This window comes from Pseudomonas sp. TWI929 (assembly GCF_039673335.1).
Taxonomy (GTDB): domain Bacteria; phylum Pseudomonadota; class Gammaproteobacteria; order Pseudomonadales; family Pseudomonadaceae; genus Aquipseudomonas.
On the sequence record NZ_JBDJLK010000002.1, the window covers coordinates 100,807 to 121,705 of the forward strand.

Below are 20,899 nucleotides of genomic sequence, written 5' to 3' on the forward strand. Positions count from 1 at the left end.
GGTGACCTTAAGTGGGGCGGTGGCCTTTGCAACGCGCAACAACGACCAGCCCGCGATACATAGAGCAAAAAAAACGAAGAGGGTTCAGCATTCGAAGGCGTTTTTCAGCCATTGAAGCGGTCTGCCTGCATGGTGGCTACCCTGCAGGGCGACTACGTCGAAGCGGCAGGGGTGGTTGCCCCAGTGGGGCTCCTTTTGCAGGAACAGGCTGGCGGCGAGCACCAACCGTTTCTGCTTGCGCCCGTCGATACTGCCGAGGGCGCCACCGAAGCCCGCGTGCAACCGGTAGCGGACTTCGACGAATACTACTGTATCGGCGTCGAGCATGACCAGATCAAGCTCACCGCCTTTGCATCGCCAGTTGCGTGCCAGCAGTTGCAGACCCTGCCCTTGAAGGTATTCAAGGGCTTGGGTTTCTGCCGCCTGTCCGGCGCTGGTGGGCGACGCTGCTGGCATCAACGCGGGGTGTCAGGCAGGCGCTTGACCTGGCCGCCGGAGAACTCGGCCCATGGCAGCTGGCGCTCGACACGCTGGTTGGCGTTCATGCTCAGGCTGCCCGAAAGGCCCTGGACACGGTTGCCTGGCAGCGCTTTCAGCTGGCCCAGGCGCGGCGCCAGGCTGTAGGCATCGACGCCCATGGCATACAGGCGGCCCAGGCTGCCAGCGGCTTGCGGCCACTGCTGCACCACCTGCTGACGCAGGCTGTTGCTGGTGTCCAGCAGCCACGGTGTTTCGCAGAAGCGGATGCCGTTCATGTCGTTGTACTGGTTGACGTCACCGCTGGCGCTGTACAGGTTCGAGGTGGCGTAGACCGGTACGTCACCGGCGTACTGGAAGTTCAGGGTCGGTTTGATCTGCTGCGCCTGCTGCGGGGTCGAGGCCAGGAAGATGAAATCGATGTCCTGGCGGCGTGACGGTTGTGCGGCGATGCTGCCACCTACCGTGCTCTGCAGGCTCTTGGCGCGGCCTTCGCTCTGGCGCAGCTGGAACAGGTCAGCAATCTGCTGGGCCAGGGCGACCGGCTGGGCGATGCGCTGGGCTGCGATCACGGTACCGCCGTTGCCTTCCCAATCCTGGCGGAAGGCGGCCAGCACGCGGTCACCCCATTCGCCACTCGGTACCAGGGCGACGGCACGGACCATGCCGTCGGCGCGGGCGCGGCGGGCTACTTCGCGGGCTTCGTCTTCGGCAGCCAGGCCGAACTGGAACAGTTGCGGCGGGGCCACCTGGCCGGCGTCGGCGTAGTTCAGTGCCAAGGTGGTGATCGGCAGTTGCGGTTTGGCGGCCAGTTGTTTCACCAGTGGTTTTTCCAGCGGGCCGATAACCAGCTGCACGCCGGCGGCCTGGGCCTGGCGGTAGAACTCGTCGAGCGAGCCGATGCGCGAGCTGTCGAACACCTGTACCGCAGGCGCTGGCTGGCCGGCTTGCTGGGCCTGGAAGTGGGCGGCCATGAAGCCGTCACGCAGGGCGCGGGCTACACCGGCCAGCGGGCCTTCCTGTGGCAGCAGCAGGGCGATCTTGGTCAGCGGCTGGCTGGCCAGCTCCTTGAGCTTGGTCAGGGCCAGCGGCAGCTGCTGGGCAGCAGGGTGGTCCGGGTGCTGTTTGACCCAGGCCTCGATAGCTGCTTGCTGCTGCTCCAGGGTGCCGGCGCTTTTCACGGCGAAGGCCAGGCTGGTCCAGCCGGCCAGGGTCTGGTCGTTGCCAGGCTGTTGCAGTTGCTCTGCAGGCAGCGAGGCGACCAGGGCCCAGATGGCGTCATTGTTGGCGCTGGCGGCCTGGCCGCTGAGCAGCGGGGCCAGCAGCACGCGCTGTTGCGCAGCAGCCAGGGCCTGGCCGTCGGCTTCGAGGGCGGCGGCGTGCACGCTGTAGGTGCGCACTTGCTGTTCTGCCGGCAGCTCGGCGACGCGCTGCAGGCTAGGGTGGGCCAGGGCAGTCAGGGCCGCCTTGGGCTGGTTGCGGCTCATGGCCAGTTCGGCGCTGAGGGTGCTGGCGAACACTTGCTGGGCCGGCTTGAGCGTGTCCAGCGGCACCTGCTCGAGAATGCGTGCGGCGCGTGGGAAGTCCTTCTGCTTGTAGGCCAGGTCGGCTGCGCTCAGGCGCAGCAGGGCGGCGTCTTCGGCAGACTTGCTGGAAGCGGCCTTTTCGAGCAGTTGCTCGATGCTGGCGTCCGGGGTGCGTGGCAGCTCGCCCAGGCTGGATGAGGGCGAGCTGGCGCAGGCTGCCAGCAGGGCAGCGAGGCAGAGGGCTGTGAACAGCCGCAGGCAAGCGATCATGTAAAGGTCCTGTTACTCGATCAAGTTGGCCGGCAATTGTACCCAAGCACTGGCCGGGGCGCGATGTTGCTGTGTCGATCCTTCACTATAGGTGGCCTGCCGATGATCGCCGGTGAAGTTCTTTGCGCCCTGTTGCAGGCGCTCGGGCTACAATGGCGCCTTTGATCCGAACGACAGGTGTGCGCAGTGACTGATGTGGCAGGGGCTTCGAAATCCACCGTGGGGACGCTGTATGTGGTGGCAACCCCCATCGGCAACCTCGACGACATGAGCGCCCGGGCGCTGAAGGTGCTGGCGGACGTGGCCCTGATCGCCGCCGAAGATACCCGCCATTCCATTCGTCTGCTGCAGCACTTTGGCATCGACACGCCGCTGGCGGCTTGCCATGAGCACAACGAGCGCGACGAGGGTGGGCGCTTTCTCACCAAGCTGCTGGCTGGCGAGAATGTGGCGCTGGTTTCCGATGCCGGCACGCCGCTGATTTCCGACCCGGGTTACCACCTGGTGCGCCAGGCGCGGGCTGCGGGGGTGAATGTGGTGCCGGTACCGGGCGCCTGTGCCTTGATCGCGGCCCTGTCGGCCGCTGGCTTGCCGTCGGACCGTTTCATCTTCGAAGGTTTCCTGCCGGCCAAGGCCGCAGGGCGCCGGGCGCGCCTGGAGCAGGTAAAGGAAGAGCCGCGGACACTGATTTTCTATGAGGCCCCTCACCGTATCCTTGAATGCCTTGAAGACATGGAGGCGGTTTTTGGTGGCGAGCGCCCGGCACTGCTGGCGCGTGAGCTGACCAAGACCTTCGAGACCTTGAAGGGCCTGCCACTGGCCGAACTGCGTGCGTTCGTCGCCAGCGACAGCAACCAGCAGCGCGGTGAATGCGTGGTGCTGGTGGGTGGCTGGAGTGCGCCCGAGGGTGAGCAGGCGATCAGCACCGAGGCCATGCGTGTGCTTGACTTGCTGCTGGCGGAGTTGCCGCTCAAACGTGCGGCCGCATTGGCGGCGGAAATTACCGGCGTGCGCAAGAATCTGTTGTATCAAGCGGCATTGGAAAAACAGAAGGCCGAGTAGTGGCTAATTGATATACATTGAGCTATCACTTGTTCTTGAGCGCGCGTGCCGGTAACCTTGTCGGCGGAGAGTCGATCGGACAGTCGCTGCCTGTATTTTGTTCCGCATTCTTGTTGAACAAAAGCAGGGGGAGGAAAGTCCGGGCTCCATAGGGCAGAGTGCCAGGTAACGCCTGGGAGGCGTGAGCCTACGGAAAGTGCCACAGAAAATAACCGCCTAAGCACTTCGGTGCCGGTAAGGGTGAAAAGGTGCGGTAAGAGCGCACCGCACGGCTGGCAACAGTTCGTGGCTAGGTAAACCCCACTCGGAGCAAGACCAAATAGGGTTCCATCAGGCGTGGCCCGCGTCGGAACCGGGTAGGTTGCTAGAGGCGTCCAGTGATGGCCGTCGTAGAGGAATGACTGTCCTCGACAAAACCCGGCTTACAGATCGACTCTCCACCTTTCCCTCCTCTGCTTGATTCGATAGCAGATGCGCGCCGGTAATACCGAAAAAATCTTAATCTTAATAAATCACTTTAACTTCGAACTCCATTCGCTTGCGTGGGTTTGATTTTTCTCGTGTTTTTTTCCCTGCGGAAGTCGTTCCGCATTCCGATATCGCGCTAAATCTCGGTCCTGTAAGGCTTTTCCTTCCGAACGTGCCTTGACGGTGCTGCGGGCGGATTCCTATAGTGTGCGCAAGTGGCAGAAAGTGGGATGAAGTGGGTTTTCTGGCACAAAAAAGCTAACATTGTGGGGAATCGCAGCCGTGTTCCGCGGAGCCAACGCCGTCAGCCTCGATGCCAAGGGCCGTCTCGCCATGCCGAGCCGGTACCGTGACGAGCTCGATTCGCGTTGCAATGGTCAGCTGATCGTGACCATTGACGCCGTAGATCCCTGTTTGTGTGTTTATCCCCTCGATGAGTGGGAACAGATAGAAGCCAAGTTGCGTGCCTTGCCATCGTTGCGTGAGGAAAACCGCCGCCTGCAGCGTTTGCTGATCGGTAATGCGGTTGACCTGGAGCTCGATGGCAGCGGGCGTTTCCTGGTACCGCCCCGTCTGCGTGAATACGCCAAGCTCGACAAGAAGGCGATGCTGGTGGGGCAGCTGAACAAATTCCAGCTGTGGGATGAGGATGCCTGGAACGCGGTTTCGGCAGCCGACCTTGCAGCTATTCAACAACCGGGCGCCATGCCCGACGAATTGCGTGACCTGATCCTGTGACCATAGATAGCGGCTTCAACCACATCACCGTCCTGCTCGACGAAGCTGTCGAGGCATTGGCCCTGCGCGCCGACGGTTGCTATCTGGACGGCACCTTCGGCCGTGGCGGGCACAGCCGGCTGATCCTCAGCAAGCTCGGGCCACAAGGGCGGCTGCTGGGCTTCGACAAAGATCCACAGGCGATTGCCACGGGGCAAGCGCTGGCGGCCGAAGACGGCCGCTTTGTCATTGTGCAGCGCAGCTTTGCCGAGCTGGGCGCGGAAGTGGCCGAGCGCGGCCTGGACGGCAAGGTCAGCGGTGTGCTGCTGGACCTGGGCGTATCCTCGCCGCAGCTGGATGACCCCGAGCGTGGCTTCAGCTTCCTCAATGATGGCCCGTTGGACATGCGCATGAACCCGGACAAGGGCATCAGCGCCGCCGAGTTCATCGCCACTGCGCCGGTGGAAGAAATTGCTCGTGTTTTCAAAGAGTACGGCGAGGAGCGCTTTGCCGGCCGCATGGCGCGTGCCGTGGTCGAGCGTCGCGAAAAACAGCCATTCACCCGTACTGCCGACCTGGCGGAAGTGCTCAAGGTTGCCAACCCAGCCTGGGAAAAGGGCAAGAACCCGGCTACCCGTGCCTTTCAGGGCCTGCGCATCCATGTCAACAACGAGCTGGGCGACCTTGAGGTTGGCCTCGAAGCCGCCCTTGAAGCGCTCGAGGTCGGTGGTCGCCTGGCGGTGATCAGCTTCCACTCGCTGGAAGACCGCATCGTCAAGTTGTTCATGCGCAAGCTGGTCAAGGGCGAGGCCGACAACCTGCCGCGCAACCTGCCGGTACAGCACAAGGTCTTTGAACCGAAAATCAAGCTCATCGGCAAGGCCCAGTTCGCCTCCGAAGCCGAGCTCAAAGCCAACCCGCGGTCGCGTAGCGCCGTGATGCGTGTGGCGGAGAAGCTGCGGTGAGCAGGCTGTTTGCCAAACCCTTGCCAGGCGGAAGCTTCCTGATGCTTCTGCTGTTTGTTGCCGTGCTGGTTTCGGCCATCGCCGTGTCCTACAGCGCGCACTGGAACCGCCAGCTGCTCAATACCCTGTACGGCGAGCTGAGCGAGCGTGACAAGGCCCAGGCCGAGTGGGGCCGGCTGATTCTCGAACAGAGCACCTGGACCGCCGCCAGCCGCATCGAAAACCTGGCTTCCGAGCAGTTGAAAATGCGCGTGCCATCGGCTGACGAAGTACGGATGGTGGCGCCATGATGAAGCTCGAAGGCGCACTCTACCCGTGGCGCTTCCGCGTGGTGATCGGCTTGCTGGCGATCATGGTCGGGGCCATCTGCTGGCGCATCATCGACCTGCAGGTGGTCGACCGTGCCTTCCTCAAAGGCCAGGGCGATGCGCGCAGCCTGCGGCATATTCCTATTCCTGCGCACCGCGGGCTGATCACCGACCGTAACGGTGAACCGTTGGCGGTCAGCACTCCGGTCACCACCCTGTGGGCCAACCCCAAGGAAATGCAGGCTTCCAAGGACCGCTGGCCACAGTTGGCCGCAGCACTGGGGCAAAACCCGCAGCAGTTGATCGAGCGCCTGACCCAGCAGGCCAACAAAGAGTTCATCTACCTGGTCCGCGGCCTGACCCCGGAACAGGGCCAGCACGTGCTCGACCTGAAAGTGCCAGGTGTGTACGGCCTGGAAGAGTTCCGCCGCTTCTACCCAGCCGGTGATGTCACTGCGCACATGGTCGGCTTCACCGACCTCGATGACCACGGCCGCGAAGGTGTGGAGCTGGCCTATGACGAGTGGCTGGCCGGCGTGCCTGGCAAGCGCCAGGTGATCAAGGACCGGCGTGGCCGGCTGATCAAGGACATCCAGGTAACCAAGAACGCCAAGGCCGGCAAGACCTTGGCGTTGTCGATAGACCTGCGCCTGCAGTACCTGGCTACCCGCGAGCTGCGCAATGCCATTGCCGAACAGGATGCCAAGGCCGGCAGCCTGGTGATCATGGACGTCAAGACCGGTGAGGTCCTGGCCATGGTCAACCAGCCGACCTACAACCCCAACAACCGTCGCAGCATGTTCCCGGCGGCCATGCGCAACCGGGCAATCATCGATGTGTTCGAGCCGGGCTCCACGGTCAAGCCGATCTCCATGAGCGCGGCGCTGCAGAGCGGCCGCTGGAAGCCGACCGACAAGGTCGAGGTGTACCCGGGCAGCCTGCAGATCGGCCGCTACACCATCAAGGACGTGTCGCGCAGTGAGGGCCCGATCCTCGACCTGACCGGCATCCTGATCAACTCCAGTAACGTTGGCATGAGCAAAATCGCCTTCGACATCGGCGGCGAGGCCATTTACCGGGTCATGTCCCAGGTCGGCCTGGGCCAATACACCGGCCTTGGCTTCCCCGGTGAGCGCGTCGGCAACCTGCCTAACCACCGCGAATGGCGCAAGGCCGAGACCGCAACGCTGTCGTATGGCTATGGCGTGTCGGTAACTGCCCTGCAGCTGGTGCATGCCTACGCGGCGCTGGCCAACGACGGCAAGATGGTGCCGCTGTCGATCCTCAAGGTCGACAAGGCCCCGGAAGCCGTGCAGGCCATTCCGAAGGAAACCGCCGAAACCGTCCAGGGCATGCTGCAGCAGGTGATCGAAGCGCCGCGTGGCGTGTTCCGCGCCCAGGTGCCGTTCTATCACGTGGCTGGCAAGTCCGGTACCGCGCGTAAGGCCACCGTAGGTTCCAAGGGCTACACCGAAAACGCCTACCGCTCGTTGTTCGCCGGCTTCGGGCCGATGAGCGACCCGCGCTACGCCATTGTCGTGGTCATCGACGAGCCGGGCAAAGGCGGCTACTTCGGTGGCCTGGTTTCGGCGCCGGTATTCAGCAAGGTCATGTCCGGCACCCTACGCCTGATGAACGTGCCGCCAGACAACCTGCCGCCACCAGTACCTGCCGAACAATCGCAAGTCAATGCAGCAGCCGCCAAGGGAGGGCGTGGATGATGACAATGCCATTAAGCAAACTTTTCGCCCACGCCAGCCGTGACCCGCTGATCCGCGAACTGACGCTCGACAGCCGCAATGTGCGCCCGGGCGACCTGTTCCTGGCGGTGCCGGGTGCCAAGGTCGATGGCCGCGAGCATATCGCCGATGCCCTGGCCCGTGGGGCTGCCGCCGTGGCCTATGAAGAGCAGGGCGCCAACGTGCTGCCGCTGACTGATGTGCCGCTGATCCCGGTCAAGGGCCTGATTGCCCAGCTGTCCGATATCGCCGGGCGCTTCTATGGCGAGCCCAGCCGCCAGCTCAACCTGGTCGGCGTCACCGGCACCAACGGCAAGACCAGCGTCACCCAGCTGGTGGCCCAGGCGCTGGATGTCCTCGGCCAGCGTTGTGGCCTGATCGGCACCTTGGGTACTGGTTTCTATGGCGAGCTGCAAAGCGGTCGCCTGACTACGCCAGACCCGATTGCTGTGCAATCGACCCTTTACGACCTGAAAAAGCAGGGCGCCAAGGCCGTGGCGATGGAAGTGTCCTCCCACGCCCTAGAGCAAGGCCGTGTTGCCGCGCTGGCGTTCGATATCGCGGTCATGACCAACCTGTCCCGCGATCACCTGGACTACCACGGCAGCATGCAGGCCTACGAGGCCGCCAAGGCCAAGCTGTTCGCCTGGCCGAACCTGCGTTGCCAGGTGGTCAACCTGGATGATGACTTCGGTCGTCGCCTGGCTGTCGACTTTGCCCGCCGCCCGAGTGTCGATCTTATCGAGACCCGACTGCTCAGCTATAGCCTGGAAAACCCGGAAGCCTCGTTGTTTTGTCGCGAAGCGGCATTCAGCGATGATGGCGTGCGCGCCACGCTGGTCACCGCCCAGGGTGAACACATCCTGCGCAGCCAGCTGCTCGGCCGCTTCAACCTGAGCAACATGCTCGCCGCCGTCGCGACCCTGCTGGCGCTGGATTACGCGCTGGACGAGATTCTCAAGGTCACCCCGCAACTGCAGGGCCCGGTAGGGCGCATGCAGCGCCTAGGTGGCGGCGACAAGCCACTGGTGGTGGTCGACTACGCGCACACCCCGGACGCCCTGGAAAAAGTGCTCGAAGCCCTGCGCCCACATGCCCACGGCAAGCTGCTGTGCCTGTTCGGCTGTGGCGGCGACCGTGACCGCGGCAAGCGCCCGCTGATGGCCGAAGTGGCCGAGCGCCTGGCCGACCGCGTGCTGGTCACCGACGACAACCCGCGTACTGAAGACCCGCTGCGCATCTTCGATGACATCCGCCCCGGTTTCGCCAAGCCTGCCGAAGTCGAGTTCGTTGCCGGCCGTGGCGAAGCCATCGCGCACCTGATCGCCACCGCTGCAGCCAACGATGTGATCGTGCTGGCCGGCAAGGGGCACGAGGATTACCAGGAGATCAATGGCGAGCGCCATGATTTCTCCGACTTGATTGAAGCCGAAAAGGCACTTGCAGCCTGGGAGGCGCCACATGCTTAAGCCGATGTCACTCAGCCAGCTGACCACAGCACTGAGTGGTCAACAAATCGGAGCCGATGCCATCTTCACCGGCGTCAGTATCGACAGCCGCAGCGTCAGCGCCGGGCAACTGTTCGTCGCCCTGGCCGGCCCGCGTTTCGATGGCCACGACTACCTGGCTGATGTAAAAGCCAAGGGCGCAGTTGCTGCCCTGGTCGAGCGTGAAGTGGCCGATGTCGACCTGCCGCAGCTGCTGGTGGCTGATTGCCGCCTGGCGCTGGGCCAGCTCGGCGCATTGAACCGCGCTGCCTTCGACAAGCCGGTGGTGGCCATTACCGGTTCCAGCGGCAAGACCACGGTCAAGGAAATGCTTGCCAGCATCCTGCGCACCCGTGGCCTGGTGCACGCCACCCGTGGCAACCTGAACAACGACCTGGGCGCGCCGCTGACCCTGTTGGAGATCGCCCCGGAGCACAGCGCCGCAGTGATCGAGCTTGGCGCTTCGCGCATTGGCGAAATCCGCTACACCGTCGGCCTGACCCAACCGCAGGTCGTCATCATCAACAACGCCGGTACCGCCCACGTTGGCGAGTTCGGCGGCCCGGAGAAAATCGTCGAGGCCAAGGGCGAGATTCTCGAAGGCCTGGGCGAGGGTGGTACAGCCATCCTCAACCTCGACGACAAAGCTTTCGCCATCTGGAAGGCCCGTGCCGGTGCGCACAAGGTCATCAGTTTCGCGCGCAGCAACAATAAGGCCGATTTCTACGCCACAGACATCGGTCGCGATGCCCGTGGTTGCCCGTCGTTCAAGCTGCATGGCGCCGGTGAATCGGTAGACGTGCAACTCAATGTGCTGGGTGAGCACAACGTCAGCAACGCCCTGGCCGCTGCCGCCGCTGCGCATGCCGTTGGTCTGAGCCTGAGCGGCATCGCCGCCGGCCTGGCTGCCGTGCAACCGGTCAAGGGCCGCACCGTGGCGCAGATCGCGCCGAACGGTGTGCGGGTAATCGACGACAGTTACAACGCAAATCCCACCTCCATGTGCGCGGCCATTGATATACTCGCCGGCTTTTCCGGGCGCACCGTCCTGGTGCTTGGGGATATCGGCGAACTGGGGCAATGGGCGGAAGAAGGCCACCGTCAGGTGGGTGACTACGCGCGTGGCAAGGTCGACGCCCTGTACGCAGTGGGTTCCAACATGACACATGCGGTCAAGGCGTTCGGCGCCAATGGCCGCCATTTCGCTACTCAAGCTGAGCTGATCGACGCGGTTAGCGCCGAGAATGCCAGCGACACCACTATCTTGATCAAGGGCTCGCGCAGCGCTGCGATGGAAAACGTCGTGGCGGCATTGTGCGGTGCCAGCGGGGAGAAACATTAATGCTGCTGCTGTTGGCCGAGTATCTGCAACAGTTCCATAAAGGCTTCGCGGTCTTCCAGTACCTGTCCCTGCGCGGGATTCTGGGTGTGCTGACCGCGTTGTCGCTGGCGCTGTGGCTGGGGCCGTGGATGATTCGTACCCTGCAAATTCGCCAGATCGGCCAGGCCGTGCGTAACGACGGCCCGCAATCGCACCTGTCCAAGTCCGGCACCCCGACCATGGGTGGCGCGCTGATCCTGTCCGCCATCGCCGTCAGCACCCTGTTGTGGGCCGACCTGACCAACCGCTACGTGTGGGTAGTGCTGATCGTCACCCTGGCATTCGGTGCCATCGGCTGGGTCGACGACTACCGCAAGGTGATCGAAAAGAACTCGCGTGGCCTGCCGAGCCGCTGGAAGTACTTCTGGCAGTCGGTGTTCGGCCTGGCTGCGGCGGTGTTCCTGTACAAGACCGCGCCAACCAGCGTCGAGACCACACTCATCCTGCCGTTCATCAAGGATGTCACCATTCCGCTGGGCATTGGCTTCGTCGTGCTGACCTACTTCGTCATCGTCGGCTCCAGCAACGCGGTCAACCTCACCGATGGCCTCGATGGCCTGGCGATCATGCCGACGGTGATGGTCGGTGGTGCGCTGGGCATCTTCTGCTACCTGTCGGGTAACGTGAAGTTCGCCGAATACCTGCTGATCCCCTACGTGCCGGGCTCGGGCGAGCTGATCGTGTTCTGCGGCGCGCTGATCGGTGCCGGCCTGGGCTTCCTGTGGTTCAACACCTACCCGGCACAAGTGTTCATGGGTGACGTCGGCGCGCTGGCGCTGGGCGCCGCGCTGGGCACCATCGCAGTCATCGTTCGCCAGGAAATCGTGCTGTTCATCATGGGCGGCATCTTCGTTGTGGAAACCCTGTCGGTGGTGATCCAGGTCGCCTCCTTCAAGCTGACCGGCAAACGCGTGTTCCGCATGGCGCCGATCCACCACCACTTTGAACTCAAGGGCTGGCCAGAGCCACGGGTGATCGTCCGCTTCTGGATCATCACCGTGATCCTGGTGCTGATCGGCCTTGCAACCCTGAAACTGAGGTAGATGAGCGTGTCTTTGATCGCTTCCGACCAATTCCGCATCGTTGTCGGCCTCGGCAAGAGCGGCATGTCCCTGGTTCGCTTCCTGGCGAGCCGGGGCATTGCCTTTGCGGTCGCCGACACCCGCGAGCAACCGCCGGAACTGGACACCCTGCGCCGTGATTACCCGCAGGTGGAAGTGCGCTGTGGTGAGCTGGACGTGGACTTCCTGTGCCGCGCCAACGAGCTGTACGTGAGCCCGGGCCTGGCCCTGGCTACCCCGGCCCTGCAGCAGGCGGCCGCGCGTGGCGTGCAGCTGTCTGGCGACATCGAGCTGTTCGCCCGCCACGCCAAGGCGCCGATCATTGCAATCAGTGGTTCCAACGCCAAGAGCACCGTCACCACCCTGGTCGGCGAAATGGCCGCCAAGGCGGGCAAGCGCGTGGCGGTGGGCGGCAACCTCGGTACCCCGGCGCTGGACTTGTTGGCCGATGACGTCGAGCTGTACGTGCTGGAGCTGTCCAGTTTCCAGCTGGAAACCACCGACCAGCTCAACGCCGAAGTGGCCACCGTGCTGAACATCAGCGAAGACCACATGGACCGCTACAGCGGCCTGCCGGCCTACCACCTGGCCAAGCACCGGATTTTCCGCGGCGCCAAGCAGGTGGTGGTCAACCGCCAGGACGCCCTGAGCCGGCCACTGCCGGTGGAAGGCCGCCCATGCTGGTCCTTTGGCCTCAACCAGCCAGATTTCAAGGCCTTTGGCCTGCGTGAAGTGGACGGCGAGAAATACCTGGCGTTCGAGTTCCAGGCGCTGATGCCGGCGCGCGAGCTGAAAGTTCGTGGCGCCCACAACCAGAGCAACGCCCTGGCCGCGCTGGCCCTGGGCCATGCCGCAGGCTTGCCATTCGAGCCCATGCTCGAAGCCCTGCGCGAGTTTGGTGGCCTGGCCCACCGTTGCCAGTGGGTGCGCGAGCGTAACGGCGTGAACTGGTACGACGATTCCAAGGCCACCAACGTCGGTGCTGCCCTGGCCGCGATCGAAGGCCTGGGTGCCGACATTGAAGGCAAGCTGGTGCTGATCGCCGGTGGCGATGGCAAGGGCGCCGACTTTGCCGCGCTGCGCGAGCCGGTCAAGCGCTTCTGCCGCGCCGTGGTGCTGCTCGGCCGTGATGCCGAGCGCCTGGCCGAAGCCCTGGGCGATGGCGTGCAGCTGGTGCGGGTCAAGACCCTCGACGAAGCCGTGCAGCAATGCGCCGAGCTGGCCCAGGCCGGCGATGCGGTGCTGCTGTCGCCGGCGTGCGCCAGCCTCGACATGTTCAAGAACTTCGAAGAACGCGGGCGCCTGTTCGCCCAGGCAGCGGGAGGCCTTGCATGATCTTCGGCATCCTCAAGCCCTATCCGTCGCCGCTGATCAGCGGCCGTGGCATCGACCTGGACTTCGCGATGCTCGCCGGCTGCCTGGCACTGCTGGGCCTGGGCCTGGTGATGATCACCTCGGCGTCCTCGGAAGTGGCTGCGGTGCAGTCGGGCAACCCGCTTTACCACATGTTCCGCCACCTGGTGTATGTGTTCATCGGCCTGGTCGCCTGTGGCGCCACCATGCTGGTGCCGATCGCCACCTGGCAGCGCATGGGCTTCATGATGCTGCTGGGCGCCTTCGGCCTGCTGGTGCTGGTGCTGGTGCCGGGTATTGGCCGTGAAGTGAACGGCTCGATGCGCTGGATTGGCTTCAGCTTCTTCAACGTCCAGCCTTCGGAAATCGCCAAGGTGTTCGTGGTCGTCTACCTGGCCGGTTATCTGGTGCGCCGGCAGACTGAGGTGCGCGAGACCTGGATGGGCTTCTTCAAGCCGTTCATCGTGCTGCTGCCCATGGCTGCCCTGCTGCTGATGGAGCCGGACTTCGGCGCCACCGTGGTGATGATGGGTGCGGCCGCGGCCATGCTGTTCCTCGGCGGGGTGGGGTTGTTCCGCTTCAGCCTGATGGTGGTGCTGGCGGTTGTGGCGGTGTTCGTCCTGGTTCAGGCGCAGCCTTACCGGATGGCGCGTCTGATCACCTTTACCGACCCGTGGTCCGACCAGTTCGGTTCGGGCTACCAGTTGACCCAGGCGCTGATTGCCTTCGGCCGTGGCGAGTGGCTGGGCGTGGGCCTGGGCAACAGCGTGCAGAAGCAGTTCTACCTGCCTGAAGCGCACACCGACTTCGTGTTCTCGGTACTGGCCGAAGAACTCGGCGTGGTCGGCTCGCTGGTGACCATCGCACTGTTCGTGTTCGTCACCGTGCGTGCCCTGTACATCGGCCTTTGGGCCGAGAAGGCCAAGCAGTTCTTCGCCGCCTACATGGCCTTCGGCCTGGCGTTCCTGTGGATCGGCCAGTTCCTGATCAACATCGGCGTGAACGTCGGCCTGCTGCCGACCAAGGGCCTGACCCTGCCGTTCCTCAGCTACGGGGGCAGCTCGCTGGTGATCTGCTGCGCCTGCGTGGGCCTGTTGCTGCGCATCGAATGGGAAAGCCGCACGCACCTGGGCAGCGAGGAACACGAATTCAGCGAAAGCGATTTTGCCGAGGAGACCAGTCATGGCCGCTGACGGCAAGAACGTACTGATCATGGCGGGCGGCACCGGGGGCCACGTGTTCCCGGCCCTGGCCTGCGCCCGTGAGTTCCAGGCGCGCGGTTACAGCGTGCACTGGCTGGGCACCCCGCGTGGTATCGAGAACGAGCTGGTGCCCCAGGCAGGCTTGCCACTGCACCTGATCCAGGTCAGCGGCCTGCGCGGCAAGAGCAAGCTGTCGTTGCTCAAGGCGCCGTTCACCCTGGTCAAGGCCGTACTGCAGGCGCGGCGTATCATTCGCCAGCTCAAGCCCGTATGCGTACTGGGCTTTGGCGGCTATGTGACCGGCCCTGGCGGCGTGGCCGCACGGCTGTGCGGCGTGCCGCTGGTAATCCACGAGCAGAATGCCCGTGCCGGTACCGCCAATCGGTTGCTGGTGCCGCTCTCGGCGCGGGTTTGCGAAGCTTTCCCGAACACCTTCGAGGCCAGCGACAAACGTCGCACCACCGGCAACCCGGTGCGCCCGGAGCTGTTCATGGACGCGCAGCGCGCGCCCCTGGCCGAGCGCCGTGCACGCCTGTTGGTGCTGGGTGGCAGCCTGGGTGCGGAACCATTGAACAAATTGTTGCCTAAGGCCCTGTCCGAAGTACCCGCCGCGTTGCGGCCAGAGGTGTTCCACCAGGCCGGCAAGCAACACGCGCCGATCACCGCCGAGCGTTATCACGAGGTGGGCGTAGAGGCTCAGGTTGAGCCCTTCATCAAGGACATGGCCCAAGCCTATGGCTGGGCCGACATGGTGGTGTGCCGGGCCGGTGCCCTGACCGTCAGCGAGCTGGCGGCAGCGGGCTTGCCTTCGATGCTGGTGCCTTTGCCCCACGCAATCGACGACCACCAGACTCACAACGCTCAATATCTGGCCCAGGAAGGCGCGGCCTTCCTCATGCCACAAGCGACAACTGGCGCAGCGCAGCTCGCTGAACGCCTGAACGAGGTGCTGATGCAACCCGAAAAACTCAACGTCATGGCAGGCACCGCACGGCGCCTGGCCAAACCTGCCGCAACCAGCACCGTAGTCGATATTTGCCTGGAGGTGGCCCATGGTTGAGAGCCAGAAAGCCATGCCCCAGCCGAAGATGGGCCGCATCCGCCGTATCCACTTCGTTGGTATCGGCGGCGTGGGCATGTGCGGCATTGCCGAAGTGCTGTTGAACCTGGGCTATGAAGTATCCGGCTCCGACCTGAAGGCCTCGCCGGTCACCGAGCGCCTGGAGTCGTTCGGCGCCGAGATCTTCGTCGGCCACCGCGCCGAAAACGCCGCTACCGCCGATGTGCTGGTGGTGTCCAGCGCCATCAACCCGGCCAACCCGGAAGTTGCCACCGCCCTTGAGCGGCGCATTCCGGTGGTGCCGCGTGCCGAGATGCTCGCCGAGCTGATGCGCTACCGCCATGGCGTTGCCGTTGCCGGCACCCACGGCAAGACCACCACCACCAGCCTGCTGGCCTCGGTGTTTGCTGCTGGCGGCCTCGACCCGACTTTCGTCATCGGTGGCCGCCTGACCGCTGCAGGCACCAATGCCCAGCTGGGCACCAGCCGCTACCTGATCGCCGAAGCGGACGAAAGCGACGCCAGCTTCCTGCACTTGCAGCCAATGGTGGCCGTGGTTACCAACATCGACGCCGACCACATGGCGACTTACGAAGGTGACTTCAACAAACTGAAGAAAACCTTCGTCGAGTTCCTGCACAACCTGCCGTTCTACGGCCTGGCAGTGATGTGCCTGGACGACCCGGTGGTGCGCGAGATCCTGCCGCAGGTCAAGCGCCCGACCGTCACCTATGGCTTCAGCGAAGAGGCCGATATCCGCGCCATCAACGTGCGCCAGCAGGGCATGCAGACCCATTTCACCGTGCTGCGCCGTGACCGCGAGCCGCTGGAGGTGTCGGTGAACATGCCCGGCAACCACAACGTGCTCAACGCCTTGGCCACCATTGCCATCGCCACTGACGAAGGCATTACCGACGAAGCCATCATCCAGGGCCTGTCCGGCTTCCAGGGTGTTGGCCGTCGCTTCCAGGTATACGGCGAGCTGCCGGTCGAAGGCGGCAGCGTGATGCTGGTCGACGACTACGGCCACCACCCGACCGAAGTGGCCGCAGTGATCAAGGCCGTGCGCGGCGGCTGGCCAAGCCGCCGCCTGGTGATCGTCTACCAGCCGCACCGCTATAGCCGCACCCGCGACCTGTACGACGATTTCGTCCAGGTGCTGGGCGATGCCAACGTGCTGCTGCTGATGGAAGTCTACCCGGCGGGCGAAGAGCCGATCCCCGGCGCCGACAGCCGCCAGCTGTGCCACAGCATCCGCCAGCGCGGCAAGCTGGACCCGATCTACATCGAACGTGGCGTCGAGCTGGCACCGCTGGTCCAGCCATTGCTGCGCGCTGGCGACATCCTGATCTGCCAGGGTGCCGGTGATGTCGGCGGCCTGGCCCCGCAACTGATGAAAAGCCCGCTGTTCGCTGGCGCCAAGCAGGAGAAGAAGAAATGACCAGCGCCTACGAAAAACTGCACTCGACCCTGGACGTCAAGGCGTTCGGCCGCGTCGCCGTGCTGTACGGTGGCAAGAGTGCAGAGCGTGAAGTGTCGCTGAAGTCTGGCGCTGCGGTGATCGATGCGCTGACCACTGCCGGTGTCGACGTGGTTGCCATCGACGTGGGCGACGACCTGCTCGACCGCCTGCAAAGCGAGAAGATCGACCGCGCCTTCATCATCCTCCACGGCCGTGGCGGTGAAGACGGCAGCATGCAAGGCCTGCTCGAGTGCCTGGGCATCCCCTACACCGGCAGCGGCATCCTGGCCTCGGCGCTGGCGATGGACAAGCTGCGCACCAAGCAGGTGTGGCAGAGCCTGGGCATTCCGACCCCGCGTCACGCGGTGTTGGCGAGCGAAGAAGATTGTTTGCGGGCCAGCACGGAACTGGGCTTCCCGCTTATCGTCAAACCCGCCCATGAAGGCTCCAGCATCGGCATGGCCAAGGTGAACAGCGCCCAGGAACTGGTCGCCGCCTGGCAGGATGCCGCCAAATACGATTCCCAGGTACTGGTGGAACAGTGGATCCACGGCCCGGAGTTCACCATTGCGGTGTTGCGCGGCCAGGTGCTGCCACCGATCGCTCTGGGTACGCCGCACGTGTTCTACGACTACGACGCCAAGTACATCGCCAACGATACCCAGTACCGCATCCCGTGCGGCCTGGATAGCGTCAAGGAACAGGAACTGATCGACCTGACCGCGCGCGCCTGCGATGCCATCGGCATCGAAGGCTGGGGGCGGCTGGACGTGATGCAGGACGAGCAGGGCCGGTTCTGGCTGCTCGAAGTCAACACCGCACCCGGCATGACCGACCATAGCCTGGTGCCCATGGCGGCCCGCGCGGCCGGCCTGGACTTCCAGCAACTGGTGCTGGCAATCCTGGCCGAAAGCGTGGCGACGCGAGGTTAATAGCCATGCAAGGCGCGATGATACGTCAGCAGCAACCCGTTACCGGCCGCAGCAAGCCGGTGCCGCGTGGTGCCAGCAGGCTGGTGGCCGACGAGCCCGTATCGGCGCGCCTGCCGCGGCCAAGCCTGGGCGGCCTCAAGCGCCTGCTGTGGCCGGTGCTGCTGGTGGCGGCCGGCTTTGGTGCCTATGAGGGTGCCATTCGCCTGATGCCTTATGCCGACCGGCCGATCACCAAGATCGACGTGCAGGGTGACCTCAGCTACATCAGCCAGCAGTCGGTACAGCAGCGTATCGCGCCCTACGTGGCGGCGAGCTTCTTCAGTGTCGACCTGCCGGCGATGCGTGCGGAGCTTGAGCAGATGCCATGGATCGCCCACGCCGAAGTGCGCCGGGTGTGGCCTGACGAGGTGGTGATCCGCCTGGAAGAACAGCTGCCGGTGGCACGCTGGGGTGACGAAGCCTTGCTCAACAACCAGGGCCAGGCCTTCACCCCGCGCGAACTGGCCAACTACGAGCACCTGCCGCAGCTGGCCGGGCCGCAGCGTGCTCAGCAACAAGTCATGCAGCAGTATCAGGTATTGAGCCAGATGCTGCGCCCCCTGGGCTTTTCCATCGCTCGCCTGGAGCTGCGCGAGCGAGGCAGCTGGTTCCTGACCACTGGCGCGAGCAGCGCTGGGCCGGGCATCGAGCTGCTGCTGGGGCGCGACCATCTGGTGGAGAAGATGCGCCGTTTCATTGCCATATACGACAAGACACTCAAAGACCAGATCACCACTATCGCCCGCATTGATCTGCGTTATTCCAACGGACTTGCCGTTGGTTGGCGGGAACCGATTGCACCGACGACGGCCCAACCCGCCGTTGCGAAGAATTAGAGAGAGGCAGGACCATGGCAAACGCGCATAGCGGCAAAATGATCGTCGGGCTGGACATTGGCACCTCCAAGGTGGTGGCGCTGGTCGGCGAAGTGGGCGAAGACGGCACCCTGGAAATCGTCGGGATCGGTACCCATCCGTCCCGCGGCCTGAAAAAAGGCGTGGTGGTGAACATCGAGTCCACCGTGCAGTCGATCCAGCGCGCCGTTGAAGAAGCGCAGCTGATGGCCGGCTGCCGCATTCACTCGGCCTTTGTTGGCGTGGCCGGCAATCACATCCGCAGCCTTAACTCCCACGGCATCGTCGCCATCCGCGACCGCGAGGTCAGCCTGGCTGACCTGGAGCGTGTGCTCGACGCCGCCCAGGCCGTGGCGATTCCGGCCGACCAGCGCGTGCTGCACACCCTGCCGCAGGACTACGTGATCGATAACCAGGAAGGCGTGCGCGAGCCGCTGGGCATGTCCGGCGTGCGCCTGGAAGCCAAGGTCCACGTGGTCACCTGCGCGGTCAACGCGGCGCAGAACATCGAGAAGTGCGTACGCCGTTGCGGCCTGGAAATCGACGACATCATCCTCGAACAGTTGGCCTCGGCCTACTCGGTGCTGACCGACGATGAAAAAGAGCTGGGCGTATGCCTGGTGGACATCGGTGGCGGTACCACCGACATCGCCATCTTCACCGAGGGCGCGATCCGTCACACCGCAGTGATCCCGATTGCCGGCGACCAGGTGACCAACGACATCGCCATGGCCCTGCGTACCCCCACCCAGTACGCCGAAGAAATCAAGATCCGCTATGCCTGCGCCCTGGCCAAACTGGCTGGCGCCGGCGAAACCATCAAGGTGCCGAGCGTGGGCGACCGCCCACCGCGCGAGCTTTCGCGCCAGGCCCTGGCCGAGGTAGTGGAGCCGCGTTACGACGAGCTCTTCACCCTGATCCAGGCCGAACTGCGCCGCAGCGGCTACGAGGACCTGGTGCCAGCCGGCATCGTCCTTACCGGCGGCACCGCGAAGATGGAAGGCGCCGTGGAACTGGCCGAGGAAATCTTCCACATGCCGGTACGCCTGGGCGTACCGCACAGCGTTCGGGGGCTGAGCGACGTGGTTCGCAACCCGATCTATTCCACCGGCGTGGGCTTGCTCACCTACGGCCTGCTCAAGCAGTCCGAGGACATGGTCCTGACCGGTAACAGCAACAGCAGCAACAACAGCTATGGCGATGAACCGAAGGCCCCAGTGCTTGAACGCTTCAAGCGGTGGGTCCAGGGCAACTTCTAAGTTTCAAAGCAGTAGTGGTAGGCGCAACAACTAGAGAACTGTAAGGAGAGGGAAAATGTTCGAGCTCGTAGACAACGTCCCGCAAAGCCCGGTCATCAAGGTGATCGGCGTTGGCGGTGGCGGCGGCAACGCCGTCAACCACATGGTGAAGAGCAGCATCGAAGGCGTCGAGTTCATCTGCGCCAACACCGATGCTCAGGCGCTGAAAAACATTGGCGCACGCACCATCCTGCAACTGGGTACCGGCGTGACCAAGGGGCTGGGTGCCGGTGCCAATCCAGAAGTCGGCCGTCAGGCCGCACTGGAGGACCGTGAGCGCATCGCCGAGGTGCTGCAGGGCACCAACATGGTGTTCATCACCACCGGCATGGGCGGCGGTACTGGTACCGGCGCGGCGCCGATCATCGCCGAAGTGGCCAAGGAAATGGGCATCCTCACTGTTGCAGTGGTGACCCGTCCGTTCCCGTTCGAAGGCCGCAAACGTATGCAGATCGCCGATGAAGGCATCCGCATGCTGGCTGAGAGCGTCGACTCGCTCATCACCATCCCCAACGAAAAGCTGCTGACCATCCTGGGCAAGGATGCCAGCCTGCTGTCCGCCTTCGCCAAGGCCGACGACGTGCTGGCCGGCGCTGTACGCGGTATTTCCGACATCATCAAGCGCCCTGGCATGATCAACGTCGACTTCGCCGACGTGCGCACCGTGATGGGCGAAATGGGCATGGCGATGATGGGTACTGGCTGCGCCAGCGGCCCGAACCGTGCGCGTGAAGCCACTGAAGCGGCCATCCGCAACCCGCTGCTGGAAGACGTCAACCTGCAGGGCGCCCGCGGCATCCTGGTGAACATCACCGCAGGCCCGGACCTGTCGCTGGGTGAGTACTCCGACGTGGGTAGCATCATCGAAGCCTTTGCCTCCGACCATGCCATGGTCAAGGTCGGCACCGTGATCGACCCGGACATGCGCGACGAGCTGCACGTTACCGTGGTGGCCACTGGTCTGGGCGCGCGCATCGAGAAGCCTGTGAAGGTGGTGGACAACACCCTGCAGACCGCTCAGCAGGTGTACGAAGCGTCCAACCCGGCGCCGGTTCGCCAGGAACAGCCAGCGGTCAACTACCGTGACCTGGAGCGCCCGACTGTCATGCGCAACCAGGCCCATGCAGGTGCTGCTGCAGCCGCTAAACTGAACCCTCAGGATGACCTGGACTACCTCGATATCCCGGCATTCCTGCGTCGTCAGGCTGATTAATGGAATTTATCAGGGGTATAAAGGT

18 protein-coding genes and 1 other RNA gene are annotated in these 20,899 nt (G+C 64.0%); 17 read left to right on the top strand and 2 right to left on the bottom strand.

What is annotated here, in order from left to right; all coding sequences use genetic code 11:
• Positions 1-84 precede the first annotated feature (84 nt).
• Together ABE456_RS01860 and ABE456_RS01865 are read right to left on the bottom strand one after the other, a co-directional pair.
• Complete coding sequence (locus tag ABE456_RS01860) at positions 85-456, bottom strand: YraN family protein (RefSeq protein WP_346642467.1); 372 nt, start codon at positions 454-456, stop codon at positions 85-87.
• Positions 456-2,273: a penicillin-binding protein activator gene (locus tag ABE456_RS01865; protein ID WP_346642468.1), complete on the bottom strand. Its 1,818-nt coding sequence runs from the start codon at positions 2,271-2,273 to the stop codon at positions 456-458. The genes ABE456_RS01860 and ABE456_RS01865 overlap by 1 nt, the downstream gene beginning before the upstream one ends.
• Positions 2,274-2,459: 186 nt before the next feature.
• Between ABE456_RS01865 and rsmI the strand changes: the two genes are divergently transcribed.
• The 17 genes from rsmI to ftsZ all read left to right on the top strand — a co-directional run bounded on the left by rsmI (position 2,460) and on the right by ftsZ (position 20,874).
• A complete protein-coding gene (rsmI, locus tag ABE456_RS01870) occupies positions 2,460-3,335 on the top strand; it encodes a 16S rRNA (cytidine(1402)-2'-O)-methyltransferase (protein ID WP_346642469.1) in 876 nt (291 codons plus the stop codon).
• A gap of 67 nt (positions 3,336-3,402) precedes the next feature.
• Positions 3,403-3,776, top strand: an RNA gene (gene rnpB, locus ABE456_RS01875) — RNase P RNA component class A.
• A 309-nt stretch (positions 3,777-4,085) separates the two neighbouring features.
• The gene (mraZ, locus tag ABE456_RS01880) at positions 4,086-4,541 is read left to right on the top strand and encodes a division/cell wall cluster transcriptional repressor MraZ (RefSeq protein ID WP_004575120.1); all 456 of its coding nucleotides are present in this window, start codon (positions 4,086-4,088) and stop codon (positions 4,539-4,541) included.
• 2 nt (positions 4,542-4,543) lie between these two features.
• On the top strand, positions 4,544-5,485 hold the full coding sequence (gene rsmH / locus ABE456_RS01885; RefSeq protein WP_346642540.1) for a 16S rRNA (cytosine(1402)-N(4))-methyltransferase RsmH: 942 nt from the start codon (positions 4,544-4,546) through the stop codon (positions 5,483-5,485).
• On the top strand, positions 5,482-5,775 hold the full coding sequence (gene ftsL, locus ABE456_RS01890; RefSeq protein WP_346642470.1) for a cell division protein FtsL: 294 nt from the start codon (positions 5,482-5,484) through the stop codon (positions 5,773-5,775). The genes rsmH and ftsL overlap by 4 nt, the downstream gene beginning before the upstream one ends.
• Positions 5,775-7,514 (top strand): penicillin-binding protein 2, encoded by a 1,740-nt coding sequence (locus tag ABE456_RS01895; RefSeq protein WP_346642541.1) that lies wholly within the window; start codon positions 5,775-5,777, stop codon positions 7,512-7,514. Before ftsL ends, ABE456_RS01895 begins: the two co-directional genes overlap by 1 nt.
• On the top strand, positions 7,514-9,001 hold the full coding sequence (locus ABE456_RS01900) for a UDP-N-acetylmuramoyl-L-alanyl-D-glutamate--2,6-diaminopimelate ligase (protein WP_346642471.1): 1,488 nt from the start codon (positions 7,514-7,516) through the stop codon (positions 8,999-9,001). Before ABE456_RS01895 ends, ABE456_RS01900 begins: the two co-directional genes overlap by 1 nt.
• The gene (murF, locus tag ABE456_RS01905; RefSeq protein WP_346642472.1) at positions 8,994-10,361 is read left to right on the top strand and encodes a UDP-N-acetylmuramoyl-tripeptide--D-alanyl-D-alanine ligase; all 1,368 of its coding nucleotides are present in this window, start codon (positions 8,994-8,996) and stop codon (positions 10,359-10,361) included. Before ABE456_RS01900 ends, murF begins: the two co-directional genes overlap by 8 nt.
• Positions 10,361-11,443 carry a phospho-N-acetylmuramoyl-pentapeptide-transferase gene (gene mraY, locus ABE456_RS01910; protein WP_346642473.1) on the top strand — a complete coding sequence of 361 codons (1,083 nt, stop codon included), beginning with the start codon at positions 10,361-10,363 and terminating at the stop codon, positions 11,441-11,443. Before murF ends, mraY begins: the two co-directional genes overlap by 1 nt.
• Positions 11,444-11,449: 6 nt before the next feature.
• On the top strand, positions 11,450-12,796 hold the full coding sequence (gene murD / locus ABE456_RS01915; protein ID WP_346642474.1) for a UDP-N-acetylmuramoyl-L-alanine--D-glutamate ligase: 1,347 nt from the start codon (positions 11,450-11,452) through the stop codon (positions 12,794-12,796).
• Complete coding sequence (gene ftsW / locus ABE456_RS01920; protein ID WP_346642542.1) at positions 12,796-14,007, top strand: putative lipid II flippase FtsW; 1,212 nt, start codon at positions 12,796-12,798, stop codon at positions 14,005-14,007. Before murD ends, ftsW begins: the two co-directional genes overlap by 1 nt.
• Positions 13,997-15,076 (top strand): undecaprenyldiphospho-muramoylpentapeptide beta-N-acetylglucosaminyltransferase, encoded by a 1,080-nt coding sequence (gene murG, locus ABE456_RS01925; RefSeq protein WP_346642475.1) that lies wholly within the window; start codon positions 13,997-13,999, stop codon positions 15,074-15,076. The genes ftsW and murG overlap by 11 nt, the downstream gene beginning before the upstream one ends.
• Complete coding sequence (gene murC, locus ABE456_RS01930; protein ID WP_346642476.1) at positions 15,069-16,517, top strand: UDP-N-acetylmuramate--L-alanine ligase; 1,449 nt, start codon at positions 15,069-15,071, stop codon at positions 16,515-16,517. Before murG ends, murC begins: the two co-directional genes overlap by 8 nt.
• Positions 16,514-17,470, top strand: coding sequence for a D-alanine--D-alanine ligase (locus ABE456_RS01935; RefSeq protein ID WP_346642477.1), 957 nt, complete (start codon positions 16,514-16,516; stop codon positions 17,468-17,470). The genes murC and ABE456_RS01935 overlap by 4 nt, the downstream gene beginning before the upstream one ends.
• Positions 17,471-17,475: 5 nt before the next feature.
• Entirely contained in the window at positions 17,476-18,345 is an 870-nt protein-coding gene (locus tag ABE456_RS01940; RefSeq protein ID WP_012274056.1) for a cell division protein FtsQ/DivIB, read from the top strand.
• 14 nt (positions 18,346-18,359) lie between these two features.
• On the top strand, positions 18,360-19,622 hold the full coding sequence (ftsA, locus tag ABE456_RS01945) for a cell division protein FtsA (protein WP_264311699.1): 1,263 nt from the start codon (positions 18,360-18,362) through the stop codon (positions 19,620-19,622).
• Between the two features lie 55 nt (positions 19,623-19,677).
• Positions 19,678-20,874: a cell division protein FtsZ gene (gene ftsZ, locus ABE456_RS01950; RefSeq protein ID WP_003260772.1), complete on the top strand. Its 1,197-nt coding sequence runs from the start codon at positions 19,678-19,680 to the stop codon at positions 20,872-20,874.
• Positions 20,875-20,899: the final 25 nt, after the last annotated feature.